A 24,489-nucleotide genomic window follows, 5' to 3' on the forward strand; every position below is an offset into this window, starting at 1 on the left:
ATCCACCAGCAAGCTGGCTTCATCGTTCGACTTGCATGTGTTAAGCACGCCGCCAGCGTTCGTCCTGAGCCAGGATCAAACTCTCCGTAAAAAAACGCTGCCAAACCCCCGAAAGAGGGCGACAAACCATACGAAGACAACCCCCGGGCAAACCCCGGACGGGCCAATCCATGGCATCACACCCCCACCCGACGAGGCAGGCAGAAGGCGCGTAACCAAAACAAAACAAAACCCGCGGACACCACCACACCAGACCCTCGGCCCGGCCAGCGACGCCCACGAATCCATATGGCATCAAAAACTTGGCACACTGTTGAGTTCTCAAAGAACAGACACACACCATCAGACGCGGGAACCACGTTCCCGACCCCTCCGGGGCAACCTTTCAAGCATATCCCATCAAAATCCCCGTGCTTACCATTCTCGGCGAGAGCTGGCTCACAGCGAATTTCTCCGGCAATCCGCCCTCGGGCGCAGTTAACCTACGAGCGATTTTGCGGATTGTTCCCGCGGGACCGGCCACCGTCTCGGTGTCCGTGCCTCCCTGGCGGGACTCCGAAATATTAGGCAGACGCCGAACCGACGGTCAAACCGCCAGGGCATGGCCTGCGCCACACCCGCTCGGTGGCACCGCCGAGCGGGTGTCGGTCATCGTTTCGTCGAGACGACCCGGCCCCTGTGGCCACCGGGCGCCGTCAGCGCCACCGCACGCCGTCGAGCGTGGCCCGGAAGAAGACGCCAGGACCCGCCGACCAGCTCGCCTCGAGCGAGCGCGGCAGGAGCTGCCGACCGCCACCGCCGGTCGCGACCGCCACCTCGCCCGCGAAGCTCACGGTGAAGACGTGCTCGGCGTACTCACCGCCGTCCGCATTGCCCCATCTCGGCAGCACCACGCGCCGCAGCGCACCGTCGTCGTCGATCTCCACGTCGACCGGGTGGGTCCGTCCGCCCAGCGGGACCTCGGCCGTCGCGCGGTGCTCGTCCCGCGGCCGCCACACGATGGCCGGGTCGAGGGCCGCGCCGGGCAGGAGCATCGTCTCGGCGGCGAGACGGCCGGCGGCGCTGCGGGTGACATCGGCGCTCCGGGCCGACATGACCGGCACGAGCCCGCCGAGCCGCCAGCGCATCTCGCCCTGCCCATGGGTGTACCTGTCGAAGCCGCGGACCCGCGCCGCGCCCCGGCCCGCCGTCGCCGCCCAGACGTAACCGAAAGACGGGGGGCAGCACCTGGAGCGCGGTTAAGGGCTGCCACCGGCCGAGCAGGATCTCCCCGTGCATCGCGAGGAGTGCGGTCCGAGGCAGCGGGCTGCCGGGCGTGATCGCGTGGCGCAGCCAGCGGGCGACGGGCGTGGGCAGGTGCGCGACGTCGTCCGGCTCGAACGTGTCCGGCTCGGGCGTGGGCGCGGCGAGCGCATGCCAGTCACAGCGGACGGCGCGGGTGAGGCCGGCGGGGACGGCGGCGCCGGCGGCACGTTGGCCCGGCCGGGACCCGCGGGCCGGTCCCCAGCTCGCCGTGCGGGATGGGGTCGCACGCTCGGCGCGCTGCTTCACCCCGAGCAACATGCGCCGGTCCATGACGAAGCCGATCGGCTCGAGCAGGACGGGACCGAACGCTCCCCGCGTGACCAGGTGCCCCGAGTTCGCGGTACGGAATCGGCTGACGAACCGGCACCTGCCGCCCGGCAGATCCTCGAGGTAGAACAGCCAGGACACGGACGCCCATGGCTCGCCGGACGCCACCGCCTCGGCATCGGGGACCGCATGGGCCACCAGCCATCGGCCCGGCTTCACCTCGACGACGGGCACCGGCGGTGACTTCGGGTGCAGCACGAGCCCGTCCCCTTCACGCAGCTGCCACCTCGGCTCGACGGCGTCCGCGTTGCGCACCCCGCAGCCGACGAGGTCCTCCAGCCAGGCGTAGCTGTAGAACCCGGCGCGATCCGCCCCCATCTGAGCGACCCACGGCCACACCGCCGCGGCCGGGGCGTCGATCTCGATGCCGTGGCTCCACTGCCAGCTGGGCGCCGGCACGAGGCCGTCGCCGGGATACGACCGCTCGGCGTCGGCGCCCAGGCCCCACAGGCTGCGCCGCGGCCGGTCGAATGGCGTCAGCGCTGCGGCCGCCATCCGGGCGGCGCCGCCCAGGCCTTCGGCCACGGCCCGCCACCCGAGGTCGCGGGCGCGCGGCCGCGCGCCGTCGGCAGTGGTCGGATCATGCCGGGTGCCGCCGGCCGCGGTCCGATCAGGGCGCCCACGGACCTCCGCAGGGGTCTTGGAAGGGACGGTGCTCGACACGACCTCGACGTCGTTCTCCATGCCTCCAGCCTTGCCACCGCCCCGGCGCACCGCGAGGGTCGAAGGTCACCGTGGCAGCCGCCGTCGCCGCTACCCTCCGGGCATGGTGAGGGTGATCTACAACGCGGCCGCGACGCTCAACGGGTTCATCGCCGACGAGCAGGACTCCCTGGGATGGCTCTTCGCCGTCGACGGCGACGGGGCCCCGGACAACTCCGGGTTCATGCACGGCATCGGGGCGCTGGCGATGGGGTCGACCACCTACGAATGGATCCTCCGCCAGGAGGGCATCCCCGAGCGGCCCGATCGATGGCACGAGCTCGACTACATCGGGGACCGGCCGACGTTCGTCTTCACGCGCCGGGCCCTGTCCGCCCCGCCGGGTGCCGACGTCCGCTTCGTCGCCGGCGCCGTGGCGGACGCGCTGCCCGGGCTCGTCGACGCGGCCGGCGGCCGGGACGTCTGGGTCCTGGGCGGCGGCGACCTTGCCGGCCAGTTCCTCGACGCCGGCGCGCTCGACGAGATCCAGGTCTCCCTCGCCCCCGCCACGCTGGGCGGCGGGGCCCCGCTGCTCCCCCGGCGGGTCGAGCCGGACCGGCTGGAGCTGCGAAGCGCCGAGCGGCACGGCCAGTTCGTCCACGTCGTCTATGCGGTGCGGGGCTCGGCGCGACCCTGACGCGCAGCCCGTCGCCCCTCAGCGCACGCACGGGCCCGACCCGAGCGCGGCGAGCCCCTCCCGGTCCCCGGGCCCGAATGTCAGCACGCCGACGTTGGTTGCGGACATGAGCTCCGCGGGGTCGTCCACGTGATCCAGGCCGACCAGGTGGCCGAGCTCGTGCATCACGATCGCGCGCACCTGCGCGGGGCCGTCCGGCCGCTGGAGGACGGACGTGAGGTCCGGGCCGTCGAGCGCGACGCCGCCGCTGACGTAGTACGCGAGCGCGCCCGGGGTCTGCTCGGCGGTGCTGCCGCCGACGCCGGCGACGTCACCCACCAGGTCGGGCACCTCGACCGGCGAGGCCCACGCGATCACCACCGGGCCGTGATCCCCGAGGACAGGGGTCGCGGCGAAGGGCATCTCATCCGTGGCACCCGCCGCCTCGAACACCAGCCCCGTCGCCCGGGAGACCTCGCCTATCGCCTCGGCGAGGAGGCCCGCGCCACCGGCCGGTGCGTACGCCTCGTTCACCACGTATCTGATCGGTTCGCAGGGGCTGTAGGCCACCGGCATGCCCGGGCGCCCGAGCTGCTCCTGAGCGAAGGCGAAGGAGCCCAGCCCGGTCGGCACGTCCGGGACCGTCCCCAGCGGCGCGTTGGCCCCGAGAATCCCCAGCGGCGCCTCGTCCCCGAAGGCGGTGTACCCGACCACCGCCGCCGCGCCCGCGGCGGCGAGCACCACCCATGCCCCCGCCCCACTCCGCCGGCGAGCCCTGGCGGGCCGGGCCGCTGGCGATCGCGCGTCCGTCCGGTCTAGCTCACGGAGGAGGCGGCGCATTCGGCGCCGGCGCCGGGCCGGGCCCAGCGCCAGCCGGTCGGCCAGCTCTCCCCTCATCACCGCCGCAGCATCCCAGGATCAGGACGACTTGGGGCCATTTTCACGCCACCGCAGCGCCGGCGACGCCCCCCGGTGGCACGGCCATCAAACCCCTTGACGGCGTACTTGCTTTTTGCAAGTGTGGTGCGTGCCCGCAGCAGCGGGCGGTGCCACACACGTCAAGGGAGACAGAGCATGGCCACGGAGATCTTCGTCAATCTGCCCACCTCCGACCTGGAGCGGGCCAAGGCGTTCTACGCCGGCCTTGGCTGGCGCATCAACGAGAACTTCACCGACGAGAACGCCGCGTGCGTCATCATCGACGAGCGCCTGTACCTCATGATCCTCACGCGCGACTTCTTCGCGACCTTCACCGACAAGCCCATCGCCGACCCGCACACCTCGCTGCAGGTCGAGACCGCCTTCAGCCGCGACAGCCGCGCCGAGGTCGACGCCATCCTCGAGCGCGCCGTCGCCGCCGGCGGCACCGAGCACCGCGAGGCCCAGGACTACGGCTTCATGTACTCGCGGAACTTCGAGGACCCGGACGGCAACCTCTTCAGCGCCCTGTGGATGGACCCGGTCGCGGCGGAGAAGGGCCCGGAGGCGTTCATGGCGCAGCAGGGTCAGCAGGAGGCGGGCGCCTGACACATGAGCGCTCGGGCCTACGGGCAGTACTGCGGCGTCGTCACGGCCCTCGAGCTGGTCGGCGAACGCTGGGCGCTGCTCATCGTCCGCGACCTGCTCGTGGGCCCGCGCCGCTACACCGACCTCAAGCGCGGTCTTCCCCGGATCCCGACGAACATCCTCAGCACCCGCCTCAAGGAGCTGCAGGCCGGCGGGGTGGTCCGCCGCGTCCCGCTCGCCCATGGCCTGGTCTACGAGCTCACCGAGTTCGGGCGCGGGCTCGAGGAGGTCGTCCTGGCGTTGGGACGGTGGGGCTTCCGGGCCATGGGCGCTCCCGAGCCGGGAGACGTCATCACCCCGGACTCCCTGACGATGGCGCTACGCACGGCCTTCCGCGCGGGGTCCGCGGCGGCCCTGCCGCCCACCGCCTACGAGGCGCACGTCGGCGACGTCGTCCTCGGGCTCGACGTCGCCGACGGCGCCCTCGCCGTCGCGCCCGGACCGCGCCCCGGCGCCGACCTCGTCTTCGCGGCCGGGCCCGCGATCCGCTCGGTCATCGCCGGCGAGGTCGCCCCCGCCGAGGCCGTCGAGCGCGGCATCGTGCGGGTGCTCGACGGCGCCCCCGAGCTGCTCGGACGCTTCGCCGCCACGTTCCATCTCGCGTCGGAGCCCGCGCCCGCCGCGGCGTGAGGAGCGTGGGTTCGGTGGACGACGACGCCCGCGCCCGGTTCGCCGCGGCAAGGGTGGCCCGGCTCGCCTCGCTCACGCCCGGCGGCTACCCGCACCTCGTCCCGGTGACCTTCGCGCTCGTCGACGAGGACGTGTGGTCCGCCGTCGACAGCAAACCGAAGGCGACCCGCCGGCTGCAGCGGCTCGCCAACATCGCAGCCCACCCGGCGGTGAGCCTCCTGGTGGACCACTACGAGGACGACTGGTCGGCGCTGTGGTGGGTGCGGGCCGACGGGACGGCGCGGGTGGTCGACGCCGACGACGGCCCCGGGGTGCGCGCCGCGCTGGCCGCCCTGGCGGCGAAGTACCCGCAGTACGCCGTGCCGCCGCCGGGGCCGCTCATCCGGATCAACGTGACCAGGTGGCGGGCGTGGGCCGCGATGCCCCCGGACCGCGGCGGGATGCCAGGGTGACGGTTCACGCGCGACCTCCGGCCCGCCGGCCCGTTGCGCCCGGCCGCAGGCGGCAGGCGGCAGGCGGCAGGCGCCAGGCGGCAGGCGGCAGGCGGCAGGCGGCAGGCACCACGTTGACGCGGACTCCCGCCCGCGCCAGCATGCCTCCGTGCCCTACGAGTTCGATGCGCCGCTGTGGGTCTGGGACGCCCGGAAGGTCGACACCTGGACGTTCGTCTCCCTGCCCACGGACATCGCCGATGAGGTGGACGAGCTGACCGCGCCCTTCGCCCGCGGCTTCGGGTCGGTGCGCGTGAAGGTCACCGTGGGCGCCACCGTGTGGCGCACGTCGATCTTCCCGAGCAAGCCGGAGCAGACCTACGTGCTGCCCATCAAGAAGGCGGTGCGGCGGGCGGAGCGGCTCGAGCCCGGCGACACCGCCCGGGTGCGGATCGAGCTGCTTGACCTCGGGCGGGCCTGACGCCGGACATGGGTGCGGGCCCGGCGCCGTCGTCCGACACCAGGCCCACACCCCGGCTCTCCACTGCGACCGCGCTGCCCGGTCACCCGGTGGGGCGCGGCCTGCGGATCAGGCCACCTGCTCCTCGTGCTTGCCCTCGGCGAACTCCTCGACGATCTTGGCGTTGAACGCGGGCAGGTCGTCCGGCGTGCGGCTGCTGACCAGCCCGGCGTCGACCACCACCTCCTCGTCCACCCAGTTCGCCCCGGCGTTGCGCAGGTCGGTCTTCAGGCTCGGGTACGAGGTCATCGTGCGGCCCTTGACCACGTCGGCGTCCGTGAGGATCCAGCCGCCGTGGCAAATCACGCCGACCGGCTTGTGCTGCTCGAAGAAGCTGCGGACCAACGCGACGGCCTTCTCGTCCATGCGGGTCTTGTCGCCGTTGGCGACGCCGCCGGGCAGGACGAGCCCGTCGAAGTCGTCCGCGTTGGCCTCGCCGGTGGGAGTGTCGACGCTCGCCTCGTGGCCGTTCTTGCCGGTGATCGTGCCGGATTCGGACGAGACAAGAGTCGCCGTCGCGCCGGCCGAGGTCACCGCCTCCCAGGGCGAGGTCAGCTCGGAGTCCTCGAAGCCGTTGTTGGCGACGAAGGCAATGCGCTTGCCATTGAGGTCCGTCATGCCGTGCTCCTCTCATTCCATGGGGTGGGGACTCTTCGACCGTAGGAGGCTGGCGCGGATTTCGCCTCCGGAGCGAGTCCGGCAGGGGACCCGGGGCAGTCCACCGCCATCCAGCACGCAGGTCCAGGCGAGCGCACGCACGTACGTACGTACGCGGCAGCCTGTGCACGACCGGCGGGGAACCACCAGGGCCGCACCTGTGGAAGACGCAGACGACGGCCGCTTCGGGTCGCCATGATGTCGCCCATGGCCGACTTCATGGGATTCCCGGCGTGGGCGCCGCGGTTCTACGCCGAGCTCGAGCAGCACAACACCCGTGAGTTCTGGGCGGCGCACAAGGACCGGTGGGAGCGGGAGGTGCGCGACCCGATGCGGGCGCTCGTCGCGGCCCTGGAGCCCGAGTTCGGCCCGGCGGTCGTCTTCCGGCCCTACCGGGACATCCGGTTCAGCGCCGACAAGTCGCCGTACAAGACCCACCAGGGCGCCATCGCCGGGCCGTCGCCCGGGCTGGGGTACTACGTCGCGCTCGACGCCGACGGCCTCACCGTCGGTGGCGGGTTCCGGTCCCACTCCCCCGCCCAGACCGACCGCTACCGGCGGGCGGTGGACGCCGACGACGCCGGTGAGCTGCCCCGCGTCGTCGCCACGCTGGTGAATGCGGGCTTCGTGCTCGAGGGCGCCACCGTGAAGACCCGGCCCCGCGGCTACCCGGCCGACCACCCCCGCATCGAGCTGCTGCGGCGCAAGGAGCTCATGGCCGTGACGAACGTCGGCACACCGGCGTGGCTGGCCACACCCGCGGCGCTGGATCAGGTGCGGGCCCGGTGGGAGCAGCTCCGGCCGTTGGCCGACTGGGTCATCGCGCGGTGCGCGCCGGACTAGCGGGTGGGCGTGGCGGAGGACGACGCGCACCGCGCGGATCCGCCTCGTCCCGTACCGCGCCTCAGATGCCGACGGGGCGCGCCCGTTCGGGCGGGGCGCCGATCTCGGCGACGTCATGGCCGGTGCAAGGGCGGCGCGTCGCGGTCGCTCGCCGGATTCGGGAGAGGTGGAACCAGCGGATGTCGTCTCGCAGCCGGCACCATGCGACGAGGAACCATCGTCCGCCGCGCAGCGCGACGATCATCGGCTCGACCTCACGCCGCGTGTCGCCTCCCCGAGCGTCGGTGTAGTCGAGGTTGACGATGACCTGGTCGACCAGCGCCTGCTCGATCACCGACATCACCGCTCGCGGAGCGCTGCTTTCGACGTTGACCCAGATCCGGTGGGCCAGCTCGGTCGCTCGGCGTCGCGCGAGCGGATCGAGCGTGTCGAGCACCTTGCGGGTCGCGGAACGCGCCGAGTCGGAGAACGGCGCCTCACCGACTGCGGCCATCGCGGCGCTGAGGGCGAGTGCCTGTGCGGCGGTGAAGTTCACCGGCGGAAGCGACGAACTCTGTGCCAGGCCATAACCACCTCCCGGCCCCGTCCGCCCCCAGACCGGAAGCCCACTGGCCTCCAAGGCCGCGAGGTCGCGCTTGACGGTGCGGGTGGTCACCTCGAACTCCTCGGCGAGCTGCTGCGCGGTGCGGCCACGCGGCCCCGCCCGCCGCAAGGACTCGGTGAGGGCATGGAGTCGTTCGGTGCGCTTCACGTCGCCAGGATCGCAGAGATGGTGACGGAATTAGTGACACTCCGCTGTCCAGCCCGGGCTTCACCATGAAGCCATGGACACCATGAACACCAACACGCGCACACTGCCGTCGATCGTTCTCGTACCCGGCCACTGGCTCGGGGCCTGGGCATGGGACCAGGTCGCCGACGAGCTCAGGGCCCGCGGCCACCACGTCACGGCGGTCACGCTGCCCGGACTCGACCCGGCCGATCCCGATCGTGCCTCGGCCACGGTGGAGCAGCAGGCCGACGCCCTCAGCGCGGTCATCGGCGCCGCCGGGGGCCCGGTGGTCCTCGTCGCTCACAGCGGAGCCGGATTCCCCACCTCCATGCTTCTCGACCGCGATCCCGCTGCAGTCGCACGAGTCGTCTACGTCGACAGCGGTCCAGCCGGCGACGGCTCGGTGCTCGACGCCTCCCTCCCGCCCACGGTCGAGGAAGTGCCCTTGCCGCCGTTCGAGCAGCTGGCAGAGACCGCCAGCCTCGCGGGTCTGAGCGAGGGCGATCTGCAGCGGTTCCGTGATCGCGCGGTACCAGAGCCCGGCCCCGTCGTGCGAGCGCGGCTACACCTCGACAACCCCGCCAGACGTGAGGTGCCCTGCACACTCATCGCCTGCTCGATCCCCACCGAGATCCTGATCGAGATGGCTCGTCAGGGCCACCCGATGATGGCTGAGGTCGCCACCTTGCGTGACGTCGACCTCGTCGACCTGCCGACCGGGCACTGGCCGATGTGGAGCCGCCCGTCCGACCTGGCCGCAGCGATCGCGGGAGCCGCAAGCCGCTGACGCTCACAGGGTCGTCGCACGCGACGGCTCACCCGCCGTACGGGCGGGTGATGATCTCGAGGTTGTGTCCGTCGGGGTCGGCCCAGTAGAGCCCGCGACCGCCGTCGTTCGTGTTGATGACGTTCGGGCGCCGGTGGTACGGGTCCGCCCAGTAGTCCAGGCCGCGCTCGACGATCCGGCCGAGGACGGCGTCGAAGGCGTCCTCGCTCACCAGGAAGGCGTAGTGCTGCGAGCGGATCGGTCCGGCGTCGTCGGCGAAGTCGAGGGACACCCCGTTGGCAAGCTCGACGACGGCGAACGGGCCATACGTCGTCGGCGCCGGCAGCCCGAGGAGGTCGGCCAGGAACGCCGCGGACGCGTGCTTGTCCCGGGCGTGGACGATGGTGTGGTTGAGCTGGATCGTCATCGATCTGCCTCCTTGCCGCATCACCGCGGAGCTGCCCCCAGCGTAGACGCGACGCGGCCGTCTCCTGACGTGCTGCGGTCCTGAACGCCGACAGTGACGTCACGACCGGTCCGATGCGCTGCGCAGGATCCCTGACCCGGCGAGCCAGGAGATGTCGAGGTCCCAGTCGTGGCGGGAGCGCTCCTCGAACTGGGCCATGGCGGCGTTGTGGTCGCGGCGCGCCTGCGCCGGGCTGACGGCGTTGACGCGGGCGTAGTGGTTCAGGGTCCGCTCGAGCGTGCCCTGGGTGCCGGCGAAGCCGGGGTGCTTGGCGGCGTGGCAGTCCGGGCACAGGGCGACCAGGCCGCGCAGGTGCTGGACGTGCCGGTCGTCGTCGTAGCCCCACACCTCGTGGCACTCCACCGGCCACCTGCGGCCGCGGCCGCCGCAGACCTCGCACCGGTCGCCGGAGCGGCGGCGCACGAACCGCTTGCACAGCGCCCACCCGTCCGGCGGCAGCAGGTGGCGAAGGTTGAACTCCCAGCACGGACCCGGGACAAGCTCGATGGGCAGCGAGGTGACGTAGTCGGACAGGACGATCGGGTCGGACGCGGATGCGGATGCGGACACGGAGTCCATGATGTGCGGTCGCCGTCGGCTCTGCTTCCGTCAGACCGCTCCGGCCTGACCGGACTACGCCGCCGCCACCGCCTGCAGCAGGTCCAACCGCACCGCCCGCCGCGCCGGGAATGGGACCTGGCCGGCGTCGACGGCGTCGAGGCCGACGAGGACATGCATGAGGGTGGACCTGCCGGAGTCGGAGCGGCCCATGACGACGGTGAAGCGGCCAGCAGGCAGGCGCAGGTCGGCGCCGTCGAGGGCGCGGACCTCGGTGGCTCCGCGGCCGTAGGTCTTCACGACGGCGCGGGCCTCGGCGGCCACGGCGGTCCTGGTGGGGGCGGTGAGCGTGGTCATCGGGGGGCCTCTCAGCGGGTGGGGCGACGGGTGGCGGGGCGGCGGCGGGCGAGCCGGCGGGTCCGGGCGGCCCGGGCCTCGCAGATGAGGTCGCGGCTGCGGATGGTGTGCAGGTCCAGCCAGGTGGTCATGGGGTCCTCAGCTCTCGAAGGTCGCGGCGACGGCGTCGATCGCGGCGGCGACGTCCGCCCGGTCGACGGGGAGCTCGGTGGTGACGGCGACGCAGCCCGTGGCGGGGTCGGCCTCCACCGCGGCGATGCCGGTGATCTGGGCTATCGCCGCGGTCAGCGCGTCGGCGCGGGACCGGTCGGTCATGCCGGGGACGTGGAAGGTCGTGCTGCCCACGAACGAGCGGGGCGTGTGGCGCATCATCATCGGGGGCTCCAGGGGCGGTTCTTGGGACACCACGAGGTTCCCGCCCGGGCCACCGGGGTCGCGCCGGGGAAATCGCCGGGTTCGTTGCCGGGTTCCCGGGGAGCGGCTGCGCCGCGACGGCCCCACCGCCACCAGACACAGACGGGGCCGCCGTGTGCTGGGCACGCGACGGCCCCGTCACCGTCGGGATGGGGCGAGCGCCGCACCAACGATGGGCCTGCTACCCGACGCGGTCGCCGGTCAGCTCGGGATCGGCGAACTGGCTGAGCATGTTCACGTCCACCAGGAAGGACTCCGAGCCGTCCTCGTTCAGGAACGCCGGCGCGCCGTCGGCCATCATGATCTGGACGACTTCCTCCTCGAAGAAGAGGGGACGGTGCACGGCGCCGTCGGGCTCGATGACATAGGCGCCGGTCTTGAAGTCGCCCGCCTGCTCGTGACGACCTGCTCCCTTGATGATGGAGATCTGGGACATGCCGATGTGCCGGTGCGGCGGCAGCACCGAACCCTTCTCGGAGCGAATCCTGATCGTCCAGGCACCGCTCTCACGGTCCAGCCGGAGCACCTTGACCCCCACGCCGGGCGCGAGCTCGCGCCACGGCATGCCGTCCGTGTCGATGGCGATGCTGCCGGGCACCGCCCCCTTGCGACACCGGTGCAGCAGCGGTGGCGACGGGCGGAAGACTTACCCTCTGCGCGTTCCCGACCTCCTCCCCCTCGACGGGCGGTGGCGGGGGTGCGGCCGCGTCGCCTCGCCCTCCCACCTGCGATGCTCAGGCACGGAGCGCCACCGTCGGCTGCTCCCGGTGGATCGGGGTGTCCACGTCGCTCAGGCGCCGTCCGGTGCCGCCCCACCGCAGGGCGATGATCTCCCCGGCGATGGACACCGCCGTCTCCTCGGGGGTGTGGGCACCGAGGTCCAGTCCGATGGGCGAGGAGAGCCGGGCGAGCTGCTCCTCGGTGATGCCCCGCTCGAGTAGCTGCGCGTTGCGCTCGACGTGGGTGCGCCGGCTGCCCATCACCCCGATGTATGCGGCCGGCCCGTTCAGGGCCTCCACCAGCAGCGGGATGTCGAACTTCGGGTCGTGGGTGAGCACGCACAGCACCGTGCGCTCGTCGACGGCGACCGAGCGCAGGTACTCGTGCGGCCACTGCACCACGATCTCGTCCACGTCAGGGAACCGCGCGCGCGTGGCGAAGACCGGACGGGCGTCGCAGACGGTGACGTGGTAGCCGAGAAAGGAGCCCATCCGCGCCACCGCGGCGGCGAAGTCGATGGCTCCGAAGACGATCATGCGCGGTGCCGGGGCGAAAGACTCCACGAACACCGACAGCTCGTCCATCCGCCGCTCACCGTGGGAGCCCAGGTGGACCATCTGGTTGCGGCCGTGCTCGAGCAGACCGGCGGCGGCGTCGACGAGCGCCGCGTCGAGCCGCTCGTCGCCCGTGCCGCCGCGGGCCACGCCGTCGACGAGGAGGAGATGACGTCCCACGAGGTTCCCGTCCTGGGCGTCGACGATCGTCGCCAGCGCCGCGGGGCGCTCGGCGTCGACGGCGGGGAGCAGGTCCGCCAGGTGGTCCGGCGCGGCAGGGTCCACGCGCTGCACGAACAGCTCGATGGTGCCCCCGCACGTCAAGCCCACCTCGAAGGCGTCGTTGTCACTGACCCCGTAGCGGACGACCTGGGGCCGGCCGGCTTCCAGCACCTCCCCGCAGACCTCGTAGACGGCACCCTCGACGCACCCGCCCGAGACGCTGCCGACGGCCTCGCCCGCGGCGTTGACAGCCATCGAGGCACCCGGCCCCCGGGGAGAGGACTTCCAGGTGCGGACCACGGTCGCGACGGCGAACGGCTCGGTCCAGGAGCGGATGCTCTCGAGAATGTCACGCACGGCGTTCGTCTCCTTCGACGTCGGACTGAGCCACGGCGGTGGCGTCGTGGGGCCGGTGAACGGCGCCCACTGGAGGGATGTCGATGTCCCGGCCGGAGGCCAGGTCGCCACACTCCACAGCGAGATAGGCGTGTTCGCGCAGGTACGGACCCGCGCCGTCGACGTCCGTCAGGGCGGCCAGCAGCGGGGCGAGGTAGAGGCGCGGCAGGACGACGGGATGCCCGGGGCGGGTGTCGAACACGGCGCGGGCGAGGCGGTCCCCGGCGACCGTGAGGACGCGGTCCACCACCTCGGGGCCGACGTCCGGGCAGTCGACCACGTGCACCACCACGCGGGCCGCACCGTCGCCGACGGCGGTGAGCCCGGCGCGCAGCGATGCACCGATGCCCCGCTCCCAGCCCGCACAGTGGATCACGTCCACCCCCGCCAGGTGTGGTGGGCGGGCCGCGCCGGTGACGACCCCGACGGCGGAGCAGCCGCCCTCGCGCAGGGCACCGACCGCGCGGGCGAGCCACCCGGGCACGAGGATCTTGGGCATGCCGTAGCGGCTGCCGGCGCCCGCGGCAAGGACGAGGCCGACGGTCTCGGCGACGACGACGATGGTCCCTCCTGCGGAGCTGGTCGAGGGTGGGCGTGACCCGAGGGCCGGGCTACGATGACTGGATTCTTGGGATGATTTGATCACATGTCAACCAACTGTGGCGGAACGGAGCTCCCATGACAGTGCCGCTGGGCTTGCCCTCCCGCCTGCCCCCCGACCGCCTCGGGCGCCCGTTGCGGGACCTGCGGATCTCGGTGACCGACCGGTGCAACTTCCGGTGCGTCTACTGCATGCCGAAGGAGGTCTTCGGCCGCGACTACGCGTTCCTGCCGAAGAGCCAGATCCTCACCTTCGACGAGATCACGCGGGTCGCCCGGGTGGCCGTCGCCCACGGCGTGGAGAAGATTCGGCTCACCGGTGGGGAGCCCCTGCTGCGGCGCGGGATCGAGGTGCTCGTCGCCGCGCTCGCCGAGCTGCGCACCCCGGAGGGGCGCCCGGTCGACCTCGCCCTGACCACCAACGCCTCCACGCTCGCGGTCAAGGCGCGCGCCCTGAAGGACGCGGGGCTGACCCGGGTGAGCGTCTCCCTCGACTCCCTCGACCCGGAGCGGTTCGCCGCGATGAACGACGTCGACTTCCCGGTCGCCAAGGTCCTGCGCGGCATCGACGCCGCGCGGGAGGCCGGCCTCGGCCCGGTCAAGGTCAACATGGTGGTCAAGCGGGGCACCAACGACGCCGACGTCCTCCCCATGGCCCGGCACTTCAAGGGCACGGGCGTGATCGTGCGGTTCATCGAGTTCATGGACGTCGGCTCGACCAACGGCTGGCGGATGGACGAGGTCCTGCCCTCGGCGGAGATCGTCGCCCGCATCGACGCCGAGCTTCCCCTCGAACCGGCCGCCCCGAGCTACCGCGGCGAGACCGCGGCGCGGTGGCGCTACCGCGACGGCGGGGGCGAGATCGGCGTCATCTCCTCCGTCACCGCGGCCTTCTGCGGGACGTGCACCCGCGCCCGCCTCTCCACCGACGGCAAGCTCTTCACCTGCCTGTTCGCCGCGCGCGGTCAGGATCTTCGGGCCGTGCTCCGCGACCCCTCGCAGACGGACGCCGACCTCGCCACGGCCCTCGGTGCGATCTGGGCCGCGCGGGACGACCAGTACTCCGAACGACGCGCCACCGTGAAGGAGCGGCCCGCCGGACGGATCGAGATGTCGTACATCGGTGGCTGACCCGCGGCGGCCGACCGGGCGACCGGACCGGCGCGCGTCCGGCGGCTGATACGGCGACCGAACCGGCGCGCGTCCGGCGGCTGATACGGCGACCGGACCGGCGCTGGCGCACCCTCAGCGCCGGGCGGGGCCAGGCCGGACCCGACCGCCCGCCGAGCGAGCCAGGCTCGTCGCGCCGGCCAGCGCCCGCCCGCCCAGGCCCGCCGCCGCGGCCCGCGCACGGCCGCCGAGCGTCGTCGGGCGGAGGAGCAGCTCGGCGCACAGGTATCCGGACAGGGCGTTGGTGCCCGCGCCCGGCCACGTCGCGGCCCCCACCTGGTACAGCCCCGGCACTCCGGTGACATACCCGGAGGCCCCCAGCCACGGCCGGAAGAGAAAGTTCTGGGCCACGTGGTGGCTGCCGGCCACGCTGTCCCCGCCGACGAGGTTCGGGTTCGACCGCTCCAGGTCCAGCGGCGAGAGCACGGTCCGCGCCCGCACCAGGGCGCCGAAGCCGGGCGCGTACGCCTCGATCTTGGCGACCACCCGGTCGGCCACCGCCTCCTTGGCGGCGTCCCAGTCATCGGCGGTGATCTCGCCGGCAGCGTCGCCGCGGATGGTCGAGGGCAGGCTGCGGACCTGGATCCAGACCACCTGCCGGCCGTCGGGGCTGCGGCTGGGGTCCACCTGGCTGGTCTGGCCGACCACCAGCAGGGGGCTGTCGGGGATCAGGCCCGCGAGCGACTGGGTGTACGTGCGGGCCAGGTCGTCGACGTAGGGCCCGACGTGGACGTAGGCGAACGAGGCCAGGTCCGGGTGGGCGGACCACGGGATCGGCCCGTCCAGTGCGAGGTGCACCATCATCGTGCCCGGGCCGTAGCTGAAGCGCCGGGCCTGCTCGCGCTCGGCGGCCGGGACGCCCGGAGCGCCGTCGAGAAGGTCGCCGAACAGGTGCACCGGCGCGGTGCCCGCGACGACGGCGCGGCGGGCCGCGATGGGTTCGCCGCCGACCACCACCCCGCGGGCGCGGCCGCCGTCCACCACGACGCGCTCCACCCGGGCGCCGGTGCGCACCTCGCCGCCCGCCTCCTCGACGAGGGCCGCCAGCGCGCGAGGCAGGCTGGAGACGCCGCCCTCGGCGATGGCGATGCCGGCCTCCATGTCCCCGAACGTCTCGACGAAGGGAAACATGGCGCCGAAGGAGACGTCGGGACCGTAGTCCAGGTGCATCCCCCAGGCGGCCAGCAACGACCGTGCCTCCGCCGTGGCGAACCATCGCTCGCCCAGCTCGCGGGTCGAGCAGGCCAGCAGCTGGGCGAAGGACGCCAGGCGGCGCACGCCGGCCCGCCGGACCGCTCCGGCCAGGTGCTGCAGCGCCGCACCGCTGGGCAGCCGCATGCCGTACAGCGGCATGAGGGTGGTCATGAACTCGTGCTGGAGCTCCCGCAGCCGGCGCCAGCCGGCCAGGTCCGCCTCGCTGTGGGCCCCGAGCTCCCGCTCCGTGCGCGCGGCGTCCTGGTAGACGCGCAGGCTCCTTCCGCCCGGGAAGACGCTGGCGTACGGCCGCTCGGAGACGACGGGCCGGAACCCGGTGCGGGCGAGGTCCTCGCGCAGCTCGGCGTAGACGGGGCTGGCCAGAAAGAGGTTGAGGTTCGTCGCGTACAGGTCGTGGACCAGCCCGGGCTCGGTCACCTCGCCGCTGCGGGTGGCGCCCCCCACGTCGTCGTTGCCCTCCAGGACGAGGACGTCCCAGCCGGCCCGGGCGAGGTACAGGGCGGTGACCAGGCCGTTGTGGCCGGCCCCGATGACGACGGCGTCGCAGGTGCGCACGGATGATCCTCCGGATGGGGTAGCAGGGGTCAGCTCTCGGGCCGCGGACGGGTGACGTGGAACCTGCCGTCGTGGAACAGCAGCGGCTCGCCGCCGGCCCAGGAGTACCGCTCGACCTGGCCGACGTGGATGTCGTGGTCGCCGGCGTCGTGGACGGCCACGCGCCGGCACTCGAAGGAGGCGAGGGCGCCGGCGAGGACCGGCGCGCCGCCGAGCCCGTCCGTGTACTCCACGCCCGCGAACTTCTCCGGCGAGCCGGACACGGAGAACTGGCGTGAGAGGTGGTGCTGAGCGTCGGCGAGGATGTTGACGGCGAAGTGCTCCGCGCCGGCGAAGGCGGGCAGGCTGGTGGCTCGCTTCGAGGGGCACCACAGGATCAGCGGGGGGTCGATCGAGACGGACGTGAAGGAGTTCGCCGTCATGCCGTGGCACACGCCGTCGGCGTCCCTGGTCGTGACCACCGCGACACCCGTCGCGTACTGGCCGAGGGCGGCCCGGAAGTCGCGCGGGTCCACCGGGCCGCGTGCCTCCGCGGCGCTGCGGGAGATCAGCTCGGCGGCGTCGGCCGCCTCGAACCACCAGCGGTAGGCGGTGCGGGGGTCCTCGAGGCTGTTCGCCACCGCCTGGGCGACGCCGGGTACCGTCCCGGCCGCGGTGAGCAGCGTGCGCTGGTGCGCGGTGAGGTCCTCGAGGACGGAGTTCGTCCACAGGACCGCCCACTTGGCCCATCCCCGCCAGAACGCCTCGAACGTGCGCCGCTGCCACCCGGCGTCGAACTCCCTCTCGCCCCGGCGGAGGATGGCGTCGAGGTAGAAGTCCGCTGCGAGCGTGGCGTTGTTGGAGGGCTGCGAGGCGATGGGATCGGTGGCCACGACGGCGGTGCCCAGCCCGAGCACGGTGCGCCCGGACGGCAGTGTGCCCACCGGCTGGCGGACCACGGGCGTGACCCGGCCGCGGGCGACGGACGTCTCGTCCAGGAGGCGCGCGCCCGCGAACCGCCCCGCCTGGGAGGGGAAGTGGTCGCCGAGCAGCTCGAGGGTGGTGGCGAGGTGGTCGTCGGCATCGGTGATGGCCTCGAGGCGGCGAGCCAGGTCCGTGCCGGCCCGCCCCTCGAACATCATGACCTGGGCGATCCCCCGCTCGGTGAGCATGGGATAGCTGAGGAACTCCCCCACGGCGGGATCGACGGCCAGGTGCAGGGCGGCGCCGGCCTGGTCCGGGGCGGCGCCGGTCACGAGGGCGACGGCGAGCGTCCGCTGCGGCGTGGTGAAGGCGGTGCGGGAGTGGTCGGTGGGGAACAGGGAACCCACCTCGCCCTTGCCGGTGGCCACGATGGTGAGGTCGTGGGTGGCCGCCAGCTCCTCGGTGGCGGCCACCGTCATGGACTCGATCCGCAAGGTCCCCCCACGGGACTGGAACAGGTCGAGCCAGGCGCTGTACTTCAGGCGCAGGTCAACGGAGCGCGCCGGCGAGTCGAATGCGGTGCGCCAGTGCACCGGCTGGGGGCCGGTGAGGGTGAAGTCGAGGTCGCCGATCGTCGGCGCCTCCGCCTCCCAGGTGGGCAGGTCGGCGTTGTCCTCCACCTCCAGCGCGGGCGCGAACAGGCACGAGGTCGCCATGACCGCGCCCGCGCGGATCGACGCCGGGGCACGGTCGGTGACCAGGGACACCTGGTGGCCGTGGTGCTGGAGGCCGAGGGCGAGCTGGATGCCCGCCTGCCCGGCCCCCACGATCGCGATGCGCCGCCCCGTCACGACCGGCCTCCTCCTGTGCATCGGGCCGTCAGTGACGCTGCCCGGTGGCCTGCCGTTCGGCGAGGGTCTCCCCCGCGATCATGAGCTCCGCGGCGGGCACCTCGACGATCCAGGCGCGCACTGCCGACAGCGGGGTCCCGGTGCTCTCCTGCGCCGCGCGGGTGACGGCAGCGAGAAGCTCGCGCTTCTCCTCGTCGCTGCGGCCGGAGCCCATGGTGATCTGGATGAGGGGCATGTCGTCCTCCTGGTGGTGTCGGTCGCCCGGCGGTGCCGGGCGGGGAACGTCAACGGCGAGGGGTGACCCTCAGCCGGCGTGGGTCGTCTCGAGCGGGCCGGCGGGCAGCTGCGCCCCGACCCGCTCCGCGACGCGCAGGATCCCGTCCATCACGGTGGCGTCGATCTCGATCCCCTCGGTCTCGGCGCGGTGGCGCCGTTCGGCCTCCGGCTGGCCGGGCAGCATGATGCGCTCGACGCCGGGGCGGGCGCGCGAGCCCGTGACCTCGGCGGCCAGCGCGGCGACGCGCTCGTCGAAGCCCGGGCCGAACAGGGCGGGATCGATGGCCAGGAAGAAGTGCGCGCAGTCGTAGGGAACCGTCGCGTCCTTGTAGAGCGGTTGGACGCCGGCGCCGAACGCGCCGCCGGAAAGCACGCCCGAGAGGACGTCAATGACCAGCGCCAGCCCGAAGCCCTTGGGGCCGCCGGTGGGCAGGAGCATGCCCGCGATCGCAGCCGTCGGGTCGGTGGTCAGCTCGCCGTCCGCGTCGGTCGCCCAGGTGTCGGGGATGGGGCGCCCTTCCGCCTCGGCGATGCGGATCTTGCCCATCGCGGCCTCGGAGAGCGCCATGTCCAAGGACATGACGGGCCCGCCGTTGCCGGGGATCGCGATGGCCAGGGGGTTGTTGCCTACCACCGGCTGTGCGCCCCCGACGGCGGGCATGAGGGGCCTGGTGTTGGAGGTGGCGAGCCCGATGCAGCCTCGCTCGGCGGCCATCTCCGTATAGTTGGCAGCGCGCCCGAAGTGGAAGGCGTGGCGGACGGCGACGGCGCCGAGCCCGTAACGGTGCGCCTTGTCGAGCGCCAGCCCCATCGCCTGGTGCCCGGTGAGCTGGCCCAGGGCGTGCCGGCCGTCGAGGACGGCGACCGCACCGAAGTCCTCGACCACCTCGCCCTGCTCGTGGGTCGAGACCGACCCGCCGAGCAGGCGGTCGACGTACATCGGGAGCAGCATGCTCCCGTGCGACGGCACGCCGGACATGTCCGCCTCGACGAGGCTCTCGGCGACGAGGCCGGCGGCGTGGTCCGAGAAGCCGACGGACCGGAACACGGAGCTCAGGGCCCCGCGCAGCCACTCCGCGCTGACGTGGTGGGCGCTCATGCGCGTCCCCCTCTATGTTGTGATCTGTGATATCTGATTGTCATCATGTCATGCGGCGGGCGCCCGCGGAAAGGCGACACTCTGGGCAGGCGGAGCGCCGGACCGCGTGTCCTGCCGGCTTCGCGCCCCCTGCTCGCGCGACGGGTGCGGTGGCCGGCCGGGGCCGCCGGCCGGGGCCGCCGGCCTGACCCGGCTCAGGCCGGGACGTCGTCGGTGCGGCCGCCCCGTGCGGCACCTTCCAGGGGCGCGTCGGCGGCGGTGTCCGGCGCCGACGGCGTCCCGGGGGGCACCGACTCCGGGCGCCCGGCGCGCGCGCTCCCCCGCGCGGCGAACCGGTCCCACGGCCGGCGCAGGGCGAACTCTCGCCCGCCGGTGATGCCCTCGGGGCGCAGGAGCAGCACGAGCACGAGGACGGCACCGAGGACGATGAGCCGTGCCCCCTCGGGGACCGTGACGATCACGGGCCCGAGGACGACGCCGCCCTGGAAGAGCTGGAGCGCGGAGTCGAGGACGGAGTACGTGATGGTCCCGACCACGGCGCCCCACAGGCTCTGACGGCCGCCGAGGACCAGCATGGCGATAAGGGTGAAGGTGAACCCGATCCCGAGCTGGGAGGCCTGCACGACCCGGTTCGTCTCGGCCCACAGGGCCCCGCCGAGGCCGGCGACCGCCCCGGAGAGCACGAAGGCGACGATCCGGTGCCCGGTGACGTTCACGCCCGACGCCGGCGCGGCGATCAGCGACTCCCGGCTCGCGCGGAGCAGGCGGGCGCTGCGGGTCTGCTGGTACAGCCACGAGACCGCGATGGTCCCGAGGGCGAAGAAGAGCAGCTGCTGCAGCCCGAGGACGTTCGGGATGCCGACCATGGACTGCCCGCTGGGCGGGGCGATCTTCGTCCAGTAGGTCAGCACCTGCCCCACCATCAGCAGCAGGGCGAAGGTGGCGATGCCGGCCTGGAGGCCGTTGGCACGCATGAGGAACGGTGCGACCACCGCGGCGAAGACGCCGCCGCCGACCAGCGCCAGGACGACTGCCGTGCCGAGCGGGAGCTGAGTGTCGATGAGGACCGGGAAGGCGTTGGAGAGGAGGTTGGCCTTGAGCACCGGGTCGATGACCATGAGGCCGAAGACCCAGGCCCCGACGGCGACGAACGCCACGTGCCCGAAGGAGAGCACCCCGGAGTTGCCGATGAAGATCTGCAGGCCGACCACGATGACGAGGTTGACGAGGGCGTACTCGGCCTGGACCGGCAGGGCGCCGCCCATGAGGCTCGCCAGGAGGATCCAGATGTAGACGACCACGAGCGGGCCGGCGAGGGTGACGAGCCGGGCCCCGAGGCCGGGCCGGGCGGGAGCGTGCCCGCCGGAGGTGTCGGTGTTCATGCGCGCTCCAGGACTGGGCCGCGGACCAGCAGGCCGGACGGCTTGAGGATGAGGATCACCATGACGACGGCGAAGACGAAGGCGTTCCGGAAGTTCACCGCCTCGCTCGGCAGGTAGGTGGTCAGGGCCGAGCTGGCGAAGCCGACCAGGAAGCCGCCCACCAGGGCGGTCCCGAGCTTGTCGATCCCGCCGATGACGGCGCCGATGAGAGCGAGCACCGTGACGTTCACGCCGAAGGTGGGGGCGACCGCGCCGGTCTGCACCGTGAGGACGAATGCGACAACGGCGGCCAGCGCCCCGCTGATGCCGAATGTCAGCGCGATGACCTTGTTCGCCCGGACTCCGAGCAGCCGTGCGGTGGCGAAGTCGGCCGACGCCGCCTGGACCTGCAGGCCCAGGCTCGAGCGGTTGAGGAACTGGTGCAGGGCGAGGAGCAGGATCGCCGCCGCGAGGATCGTCACGAGGGAGAGCATCTGCACCCGCATCCCGGCGATCTCGACCGAGCGCGCCAGCGCCGGCGCCACCGGAGCGGTGCGGACGTTGTTGCCGAAGGCGATCTCGTAGACGCGCTGGAGCAGGAAGCTCAGCCCGAAGCTGGCGATGAGCAGGGTCGCGGGGTTGGCGCGGCGCATCCGCCGGAAGACGGCGAACTCCAGCAGCAGGGCGAGCACGACGGAGGCGAGGAGCGCCAGCGGGAGGGCGACCCAGGGCCCCAGGTGCCAGGTGAGCACCAGGCTGTACGCGGCGATCGTGATGAGCTCGCCGTGCGCGAAGTTGGCCAGGCGCATGACGCCGAAGACGAGGCCGATGCCCAGCGCGGCGAGCCCGTAGAGGGCGCCGTTGGAGATGGCGTCGATGAGTGCTTGGACGTTGGTCATGATCCGAAGTAGGCCTTCGTGAGGAGGGCTTCGTCGTCGGCGGCCTCGGGCGTGAGCTCGAGGGTGATCTCGCCGTCGTGCAGCACATAGGTGCGGTCGGCGAAGGCGATGGTGAACTCGGCGCGTTGCTCGACGACGAGCACGGCGGTGCCCTGGGCGCGCACGGCCTCGAGGGCCTCGAAGACCGTGTCGACCGCGGTGGGCGAGAGGCCGAGGGACGGCTCGTCGAGCATGAGGACGTCGGGCCGGGCCAGGAGCGCCCGGCCGATCGCCAGCTGCTGCTGCTGACCGCCGGAGAGCAGCCCGGCCGCCCGGTCCGCGAACTCCCGCAGGACCGGGAAGAGCTCCAGGACGGCCTCGAGGTCCTCGGCGGAGCCGGCGCGGTCCCGGCGGCCGACCAGCCCCAGGCGCAGGTTGTTGCGCACGGAGAGGTCCCCGAAGATGTGCCGCCCCTCCGGCACCAGGGCCAGACCCCGGCGGATCACGGTCTCCGGGGGCAGCCCGGTGATGTCCGCGCCGCCGAGGCGCACGTCGCCGGTGCAGCGGACGGCTCCCATCAGCGCCTGGAGCGTGGAGGACTTCCCGGCGCCGTTGGGCCCGATGAGGCCCACCGTCTCGCCGCGCCCCACGGTGAAGGAGATGCCCTTCACCGCGGGGACGCCACTGTAGCGGACCTCCAGGCGGTACACCTCGAGGGCGGGGTCAGGCGGCGTCGTGGACACGTCCGCTCCTTCCCAGGTAGGCCTCGGCCAGGGCCTCGCTGCCCTGGACCTCCGCGGGCGTGCCCTCGAGGAAGCTCTTCCCCTGGACGACGACGTGGATCAGGTCGCAGACGGCCATGATGAGGCGGATGTTGTGGTCGATGAGCAGCACGCCGGTCCCGGCGGCCGCGATGGAGCGCACCACCTCGCCGAACTCCCCGATCTCGCCCTCGTTGAGGCCGGCCGCGGGCTCGTCGAGCAGGAGGTAGCGCGGTTCCACCGCGAGCGCCCGGGCGACGCCCAGGCGCCGTTCCGTGCCGTGCGGGAGGGTGGCGGCCATCTGGTTGGCGCGGTCGGCGATGCCGAGCCGCTCCATCAGCTCCTCCGCCCGGCGGCGGGCCTCCGCCCGCCGCCGGCCGGTGCCGAGGGCAGCCACCTCGATGTTCTCGCGCACCGACAGCCCGTGGTAGGTGTGCCCGTGCTGGAAGGTGCGGGCCAGCCCCGACCGCGCCTTGGTGCGCGCGTCGGTGCGGGTCACGTCCGTGCCGTCCATCGTGACGGTCCCCGTGTCGGGGCGGTCGTAGCCGCTGATGATGTTCACCAGGGTCGACTTCCCCGCCCCGTTCGGGCCGATGAGGCCCAGCACGGCCCCCCGGGTCACCGCGAGGTCGACGCCGGAGAGCGCCTTGACCCCGCGGAAGGACCGGGTGATGCCGGTGGCCGCGAGCGTGTCGGTCATGGCTGCCTGCTCGCTCATCCGGCGAAGGTCACCTTCTCGGGGGCGCGCTCCTCCACGAAGGCGAGCTTGCCGTCCTTGACGACCAGCACCCGCATGGGCCGCTCGACCGAGATGTGCAGGTCCTTCGAGAACTCGGTGGGGCCGGCGAGCAGGTCCAGCGGGCCCATGGTCTCCAGCGCGGCGGTGAGCTTGTCGCCGTCCCAGCTGCCGGCCTTCTCGTAGGCCGCCTTGATGGCCTGGAGGGTCGAGGCGCCCGCGACGAAGGCACCGACCGAGGGCCGCTCGCCGTACGCCTTCTCGTAGGCGTCGGCCGCCTCGTTCACGGCGGGCACGGGGTCGTCGCCGTTCTTCGCGGCGTAGGTGACCACGTAGTAGTCGCTCAGGCCGGGGATGCCCCCGGTCCAGAAGTCGCCGTCCATGCCGAAGCCGGAGATGATCGGGGCGGTCACGCCGCCGTCGCGCATCTCCTTGGCGACCGTCGCGCCGCCCGGGGAGTAGCCGCAGTTGGCGATGACGGCGGGCGCCTCGCCCGCGGCCACGGACGAGACGGTCTCGCGGACCGAGTCGCCCTGCTGGTAGTCGTACTTGGCGATGATCGTGCCGCCGAGCTCGGTGAACCGCTTCTCGAAGATCTCGCACTGGTTCTGCGTGTACTTCAGCGTGGTGTCGGTCAGCAGGACGGCGCTGGTCCAGCCCTGCTCGTAGGCGAACTCGGCCTGGATGGTCGCCTCCCCCGGCGTCCCGCTCCCCATCGAGAAGCCGTTCTTCAGGCCACCGGCCGGACCGTAGATCGGGTCGCCGATGCACGGGGCGACGCTCAGGACGTTCTCGGACTCGGCCACGAGGGCGGCGGGCGAGGAGACGTCGTAGTCGCAGGTGACCACGAGCGCCTTCGCGCCGCCACCGAGGAGCTCCGTGGCGGCGGAGGCGTACCGGTCGAGGTTCGTGCCGGTGTCGATGACCTTCAGCTCGACCTCCTGGCCGCCGATGCCGCCGTCGGCGTTGAGCCGGTCCACCTCGAGCTTCATGGCGTTGAGCGGCGGGGTGTCGATCGGACCCATGAAGCCAGAGCTGGCCATGACCACGCCGATGGTGACCTTGCCGCCGGCGGAGGTCGAGGTCGAGGCGCCGTCGGTGGCCGCGTCCCCGCCCGTGGGGGCGCTGGAGACGCAGCCGGACAGGAGCAGGGCCGCCCCGGCGAGGCCGGCGAGCGGGACGGAGAGGCGAGGGAGGGACATGTCACCACCGAGTTTCGGTTGGGGGTCGAAGGACCCTGGGAGGGACAGGGACGGCGCTTC

At 72.8% G+C, this 24,489-nt stretch carries 27 protein-coding genes, 1 rRNA gene and 2 pseudogenes; 8 read left to right on the plus strand and 22 right to left on the minus strand.

Translation table 11 applies throughout. The annotated features are described in order from the left end of the window. The 3 genes and pseudogenes from GD880_RS11585 to GD880_RS11595 form a co-directional block, all read right to left on the minus strand. Positions 1-91: ribosomal RNA gene (locus GD880_RS11585) — 16S ribosomal RNA — on the minus strand; the annotation flags it as partial. Between the two features lie 604 nt (positions 92-695). Continuing rightward, positions 696-1,148, minus strand: a pseudogene (locus GD880_RS21110) (DUF6544 family protein); the annotation flags it as partial. Between the two features lie 88 nt (positions 1,149-1,236). Next, a pseudogene (locus GD880_RS11595) lies at positions 1,237-2,316 on the minus strand (DUF6544 family protein); the annotation flags it as partial. Between the two features lie 82 nt (positions 2,317-2,398). Between GD880_RS11595 and GD880_RS11600 the strand changes: the two are divergent. Next, a complete protein-coding gene (locus GD880_RS11600) occupies positions 2,399-2,971 on the plus strand; it encodes a dihydrofolate reductase family protein (protein WP_152231792.1) in 573 nt (190 codons plus the stop codon). 18 nt (positions 2,972-2,989) lie between these two features. Here GD880_RS11600 and GD880_RS11605 read toward each other — a convergent pair whose 3' ends face one another. Then, positions 2,990-3,694, minus strand: coding sequence for a zinc metalloprotease (locus GD880_RS11605; protein WP_152231793.1), 705 nt, complete (start codon positions 3,692-3,694; stop codon positions 2,990-2,992). Between the two features lie 330 nt (positions 3,695-4,024). Between GD880_RS11605 and GD880_RS11610 the strand changes: the two genes are divergently transcribed. The 4 genes from GD880_RS11610 to GD880_RS11630 all read left to right on the plus strand — a co-directional run bounded on the left by GD880_RS11610 (position 4,025) and on the right by GD880_RS11630 (position 6,058). Further along, positions 4,025-4,477, plus strand: coding sequence for a VOC family protein (locus GD880_RS11610; protein ID WP_152231794.1), 453 nt, complete (start codon positions 4,025-4,027; stop codon positions 4,475-4,477). Positions 4,478-4,480: 3 nt separating this feature from the next. Beyond that, positions 4,481-5,146: a winged helix-turn-helix transcriptional regulator gene (locus tag GD880_RS11615; RefSeq protein WP_152231795.1), complete on the plus strand. Its 666-nt coding sequence runs from the start codon at positions 4,481-4,483 to the stop codon at positions 5,144-5,146. A gap of 5 nt (positions 5,147-5,151) precedes the next feature. Next, positions 5,152-5,598: a TIGR03668 family PPOX class F420-dependent oxidoreductase gene (locus tag GD880_RS11620; protein ID WP_152231796.1), complete on the plus strand. Its 447-nt coding sequence runs from the start codon at positions 5,152-5,154 to the stop codon at positions 5,596-5,598. A gap of 148 nt (positions 5,599-5,746) precedes the next feature. Further along, entirely contained in the window at positions 5,747-6,058 is a 312-nt protein-coding gene (locus GD880_RS11630) for a DUF1905 domain-containing protein (RefSeq protein ID WP_152231797.1), read from the plus strand. A gap of 108 nt (positions 6,059-6,166) precedes the next feature. On the opposite strand, the gene GD880_RS11635 is transcribed toward GD880_RS11630, so the two are convergent. Then, complete coding sequence (locus tag GD880_RS11635) at positions 6,167-6,715, minus strand: type 1 glutamine amidotransferase domain-containing protein (protein ID WP_152231798.1); 549 nt, start codon at positions 6,713-6,715, stop codon at positions 6,167-6,169. Between the two features lie 246 nt (positions 6,716-6,961). On the opposite strand from GD880_RS11635, the gene GD880_RS11640 reads away from it, so the two are divergent. Then, the gene (locus tag GD880_RS11640; protein WP_152231799.1) at positions 6,962-7,597 is read left to right on the plus strand and encodes a DUF2461 domain-containing protein; all 636 of its coding nucleotides are present in this window, start codon (positions 6,962-6,964) and stop codon (positions 7,595-7,597) included. A 61-nt stretch (positions 7,598-7,658) separates the two neighbouring features. On the opposite strand, the gene GD880_RS11645 is transcribed toward GD880_RS11640, so the two are convergent. Next, complete coding sequence (locus GD880_RS11645) at positions 7,659-8,348, minus strand: helix-turn-helix transcriptional regulator (protein ID WP_152231800.1); 690 nt, start codon at positions 8,346-8,348, stop codon at positions 7,659-7,661. A gap of 73 nt (positions 8,349-8,421) precedes the next feature. On the opposite strand from GD880_RS11645, the gene GD880_RS11650 reads away from it, so the two are divergent. Beyond that, positions 8,422-9,156 carry an alpha/beta fold hydrolase gene (locus GD880_RS11650; protein ID WP_319593263.1) on the plus strand — a complete coding sequence of 245 codons (735 nt, stop codon included), beginning with the start codon at positions 8,422-8,424 and terminating at the stop codon, positions 9,154-9,156. A gap of 28 nt (positions 9,157-9,184) precedes the next feature. On the opposite strand, the gene GD880_RS11655 is transcribed toward GD880_RS11650, so the two are convergent. The 7 genes from GD880_RS11655 to GD880_RS11685 all read right to left on the minus strand — a co-directional run bounded on the left by GD880_RS11655 (position 9,185) and on the right by GD880_RS11685 (position 13,468). After that, positions 9,185-9,562, minus strand: a complete 378-nt coding sequence (locus GD880_RS11655; protein WP_152231801.1) for a VOC family protein — start codon at positions 9,560-9,562, stop codon at positions 9,185-9,187. A gap of 99 nt (positions 9,563-9,661) precedes the next feature. After that, positions 9,662-10,171 (minus strand): HNH endonuclease, encoded by a 510-nt coding sequence (locus GD880_RS11660; RefSeq protein WP_152231802.1) that lies wholly within the window; start codon positions 10,169-10,171, stop codon positions 9,662-9,664. Between the two features lie 63 nt (positions 10,172-10,234). Further along, positions 10,235-10,516: a P-loop NTPase family protein gene (locus GD880_RS11665; protein WP_152231803.1), complete on the minus strand. Its 282-nt coding sequence runs from the start codon at positions 10,514-10,516 to the stop codon at positions 10,235-10,237. A 138-nt stretch (positions 10,517-10,654) separates the two neighbouring features. After that, positions 10,655-10,891, minus strand: a complete 237-nt coding sequence (locus tag GD880_RS11670; protein WP_226909594.1) for a heavy-metal-associated domain-containing protein — start codon at positions 10,889-10,891, stop codon at positions 10,655-10,657. Positions 10,892-11,111: 220 nt separating this feature from the next. Continuing rightward, positions 11,112-11,528, minus strand: coding sequence for a cupin domain-containing protein (locus GD880_RS11675; RefSeq protein WP_152231804.1), 417 nt, complete (start codon positions 11,526-11,528; stop codon positions 11,112-11,114). Positions 11,529-11,664: 136 nt separating this feature from the next. Next, positions 11,665-12,783 (minus strand): XdhC family protein, encoded by a 1,119-nt coding sequence (locus GD880_RS11680; RefSeq protein ID WP_152231805.1) that lies wholly within the window; start codon positions 12,781-12,783, stop codon positions 11,665-11,667. Then, positions 12,776-13,468: a nucleotidyltransferase family protein gene (locus tag GD880_RS11685; RefSeq protein ID WP_226909595.1), complete on the minus strand. Its 693-nt coding sequence runs from the start codon at positions 13,466-13,468 to the stop codon at positions 12,776-12,778. Before GD880_RS11685 ends, GD880_RS11680 begins: the two co-directional genes overlap by 8 nt. A gap of 32 nt (positions 13,469-13,500) precedes the next feature. On the opposite strand from GD880_RS11685, the gene moaA reads away from it, so the two are divergent. Beyond that, positions 13,501-14,553 carry a GTP 3',8-cyclase MoaA gene (gene moaA / locus GD880_RS11690; protein WP_152231806.1) on the plus strand — a complete coding sequence of 351 codons (1,053 nt, stop codon included), beginning with the start codon at positions 13,501-13,503 and terminating at the stop codon, positions 14,551-14,553. A gap of 114 nt (positions 14,554-14,667) precedes the next feature. On the opposite strand, the gene GD880_RS11695 is transcribed toward moaA, so the two are convergent. The 9 genes from GD880_RS11695 to GD880_RS11735 form a co-directional block, all read right to left on the minus strand. Then, positions 14,668-16,362: a phytoene desaturase family protein gene (locus GD880_RS11695; RefSeq protein WP_152231807.1), complete on the minus strand. Its 1,695-nt coding sequence runs from the start codon at positions 16,360-16,362 to the stop codon at positions 14,668-14,670. A 29-nt stretch (positions 16,363-16,391) separates the two neighbouring features. After that, complete coding sequence (locus tag GD880_RS11700; protein WP_226909596.1) at positions 16,392-18,116, minus strand: flavin reductase; 1,725 nt, start codon at positions 18,114-18,116, stop codon at positions 16,392-16,394. Positions 18,117-18,144: 28 nt separating this feature from the next. Further along, positions 18,145-18,351 carry a tautomerase family protein gene (locus tag GD880_RS11705; protein WP_152231808.1) on the minus strand — a complete coding sequence of 69 codons (207 nt, stop codon included), beginning with the start codon at positions 18,349-18,351 and terminating at the stop codon, positions 18,145-18,147. A 69-nt stretch (positions 18,352-18,420) separates the two neighbouring features. Beyond that, positions 18,421-19,491, minus strand: coding sequence for an Ldh family oxidoreductase (locus GD880_RS11710; RefSeq protein ID WP_152231809.1), 1,071 nt, complete (start codon positions 19,489-19,491; stop codon positions 18,421-18,423). Positions 19,492-19,685: 194 nt separating this feature from the next. Next, positions 19,686-20,873 carry a branched-chain amino acid ABC transporter permease gene (locus GD880_RS11715; RefSeq protein ID WP_152231810.1) on the minus strand — a complete coding sequence of 396 codons (1,188 nt, stop codon included), beginning with the start codon at positions 20,871-20,873 and terminating at the stop codon, positions 19,686-19,688. Continuing rightward, on the minus strand, positions 20,870-21,751 hold the full coding sequence (locus GD880_RS11720) for a branched-chain amino acid ABC transporter permease (protein ID WP_152231811.1): 882 nt from the start codon (positions 21,749-21,751) through the stop codon (positions 20,870-20,872). Before GD880_RS11720 ends, GD880_RS11715 begins: the two co-directional genes overlap by 4 nt. Beyond that, positions 21,748-22,473 carry an ABC transporter ATP-binding protein gene (locus GD880_RS11725; RefSeq protein ID WP_193314469.1) on the minus strand — a complete coding sequence of 242 codons (726 nt, stop codon included), beginning with the start codon at positions 22,471-22,473 and terminating at the stop codon, positions 21,748-21,750. Before GD880_RS11725 ends, GD880_RS11720 begins: the two co-directional genes overlap by 4 nt. Further along, positions 22,454-23,209 carry an ABC transporter ATP-binding protein gene (locus GD880_RS11730; protein ID WP_152231812.1) on the minus strand — a complete coding sequence of 252 codons (756 nt, stop codon included), beginning with the start codon at positions 23,207-23,209 and terminating at the stop codon, positions 22,454-22,456. The genes GD880_RS11725 and GD880_RS11730 overlap by 20 nt, the downstream gene beginning before the upstream one ends. Further along, positions 23,206-24,429, minus strand: a complete 1,224-nt coding sequence (locus GD880_RS11735) for an ABC transporter substrate-binding protein (protein WP_152231813.1) — start codon at positions 24,427-24,429, stop codon at positions 23,206-23,208. Before GD880_RS11735 ends, GD880_RS11730 begins: the two co-directional genes overlap by 4 nt. Positions 24,430-24,489 lie beyond the last annotated feature (60 nt).

The sequence above is a fragment of the Georgenia ruanii genome, assembly GCF_009193175.1.
GTDB classification, from domain to species: Bacteria; Actinomycetota; Actinomycetes; order Actinomycetales; family Actinomycetaceae; genus Georgenia; species Georgenia ruanii.

What these genes read in the sequence shown, in the direction of transcription:
- GD880_RS11600 (WP_152231792.1), top strand. Translation starts at nt 2,399, where the DNA reads ATGGTGAGGGTGATCTACAACGCGGCCGCGACGCTCAACGGGTTCATC.
- GD880_RS11610 (WP_152231794.1), top strand. Translation starts at nt 4,025, where the DNA reads ATGGCCACGGAGATCTTCGTCAATCTGCCCACCTCCGACCTGGAGCGG.
- GD880_RS11615 (WP_152231795.1), top strand. Translation starts at nt 4,481, where the DNA reads ATGAGCGCTCGGGCCTACGGGCAGTACTGCGGCGTCGTCACGGCCCTC.
- GD880_RS11635 (WP_152231798.1), bottom strand. Translation starts at nt 6,715, where the DNA reads ATGACGGACCTCAATGGCAAGCGCATTGCCTTCGTCGCCAACAACGGC.
- GD880_RS11640 (WP_152231799.1), top strand. Translation starts at nt 6,962, where the DNA reads ATGGCCGACTTCATGGGATTCCCGGCGTGGGCGCCGCGGTTCTACGCC.
- GD880_RS11650 (WP_319593263.1), top strand. Translation starts at nt 8,422, where the DNA reads ATGGACACCATGAACACCAACACGCGCACACTGCCGTCGATCGTTCTC.
- GD880_RS11655 (WP_152231801.1), bottom strand. Translation starts at nt 9,562, where the DNA reads ATGACGATCCAGCTCAACCACACCATCGTCCACGCCCGGGACAAGCAC.
- GD880_RS11665 (WP_152231803.1), bottom strand. Translation starts at nt 10,516, where the DNA reads ATGACCACGCTCACCGCCCCCACCAGGACCGCCGTGGCCGCCGAGGCC.
- GD880_RS11670 (WP_226909594.1), bottom strand. Translation starts at nt 10,891, where the DNA reads ATGATGATGCGCCACACGCCCCGCTCGTTCGTGGGCAGCACGACCTTC.
- moaA (WP_152231806.1), top strand. Translation starts at nt 13,501, where the DNA reads ATGACAGTGCCGCTGGGCTTGCCCTCCCGCCTGCCCCCCGACCGCCTC.
- GD880_RS11705 (WP_152231808.1), bottom strand. Translation starts at nt 18,351, where the DNA reads ATGCCCCTCATCCAGATCACCATGGGCTCCGGCCGCAGCGACGAGGAG.
- GD880_RS11710 (WP_152231809.1), bottom strand. Translation starts at nt 19,491, where the DNA reads ATGAGCGCCCACCACGTCAGCGCGGAGTGGCTGCGCGGGGCCCTGAGC.
- GD880_RS11715 (WP_152231810.1), bottom strand. Translation starts at nt 20,873, where the DNA reads ATGAACACCGACACCTCCGGCGGGCACGCTCCCGCCCGGCCCGGCCTC.
- GD880_RS11720 (WP_152231811.1), bottom strand. Translation starts at nt 21,751, where the DNA reads ATGACCAACGTCCAAGCACTCATCGACGCCATCTCCAACGGCGCCCTC.
- GD880_RS11730 (WP_152231812.1), bottom strand. Translation starts at nt 23,209, where the DNA reads ATGAGCGAGCAGGCAGCCATGACCGACACGCTCGCGGCCACCGGCATC.
- GD880_RS11735 (WP_152231813.1), bottom strand. Translation starts at nt 24,429, where the DNA reads ATGTCCCTCCCTCGCCTCTCCGTCCCGCTCGCCGGCCTCGCCGGGGCG.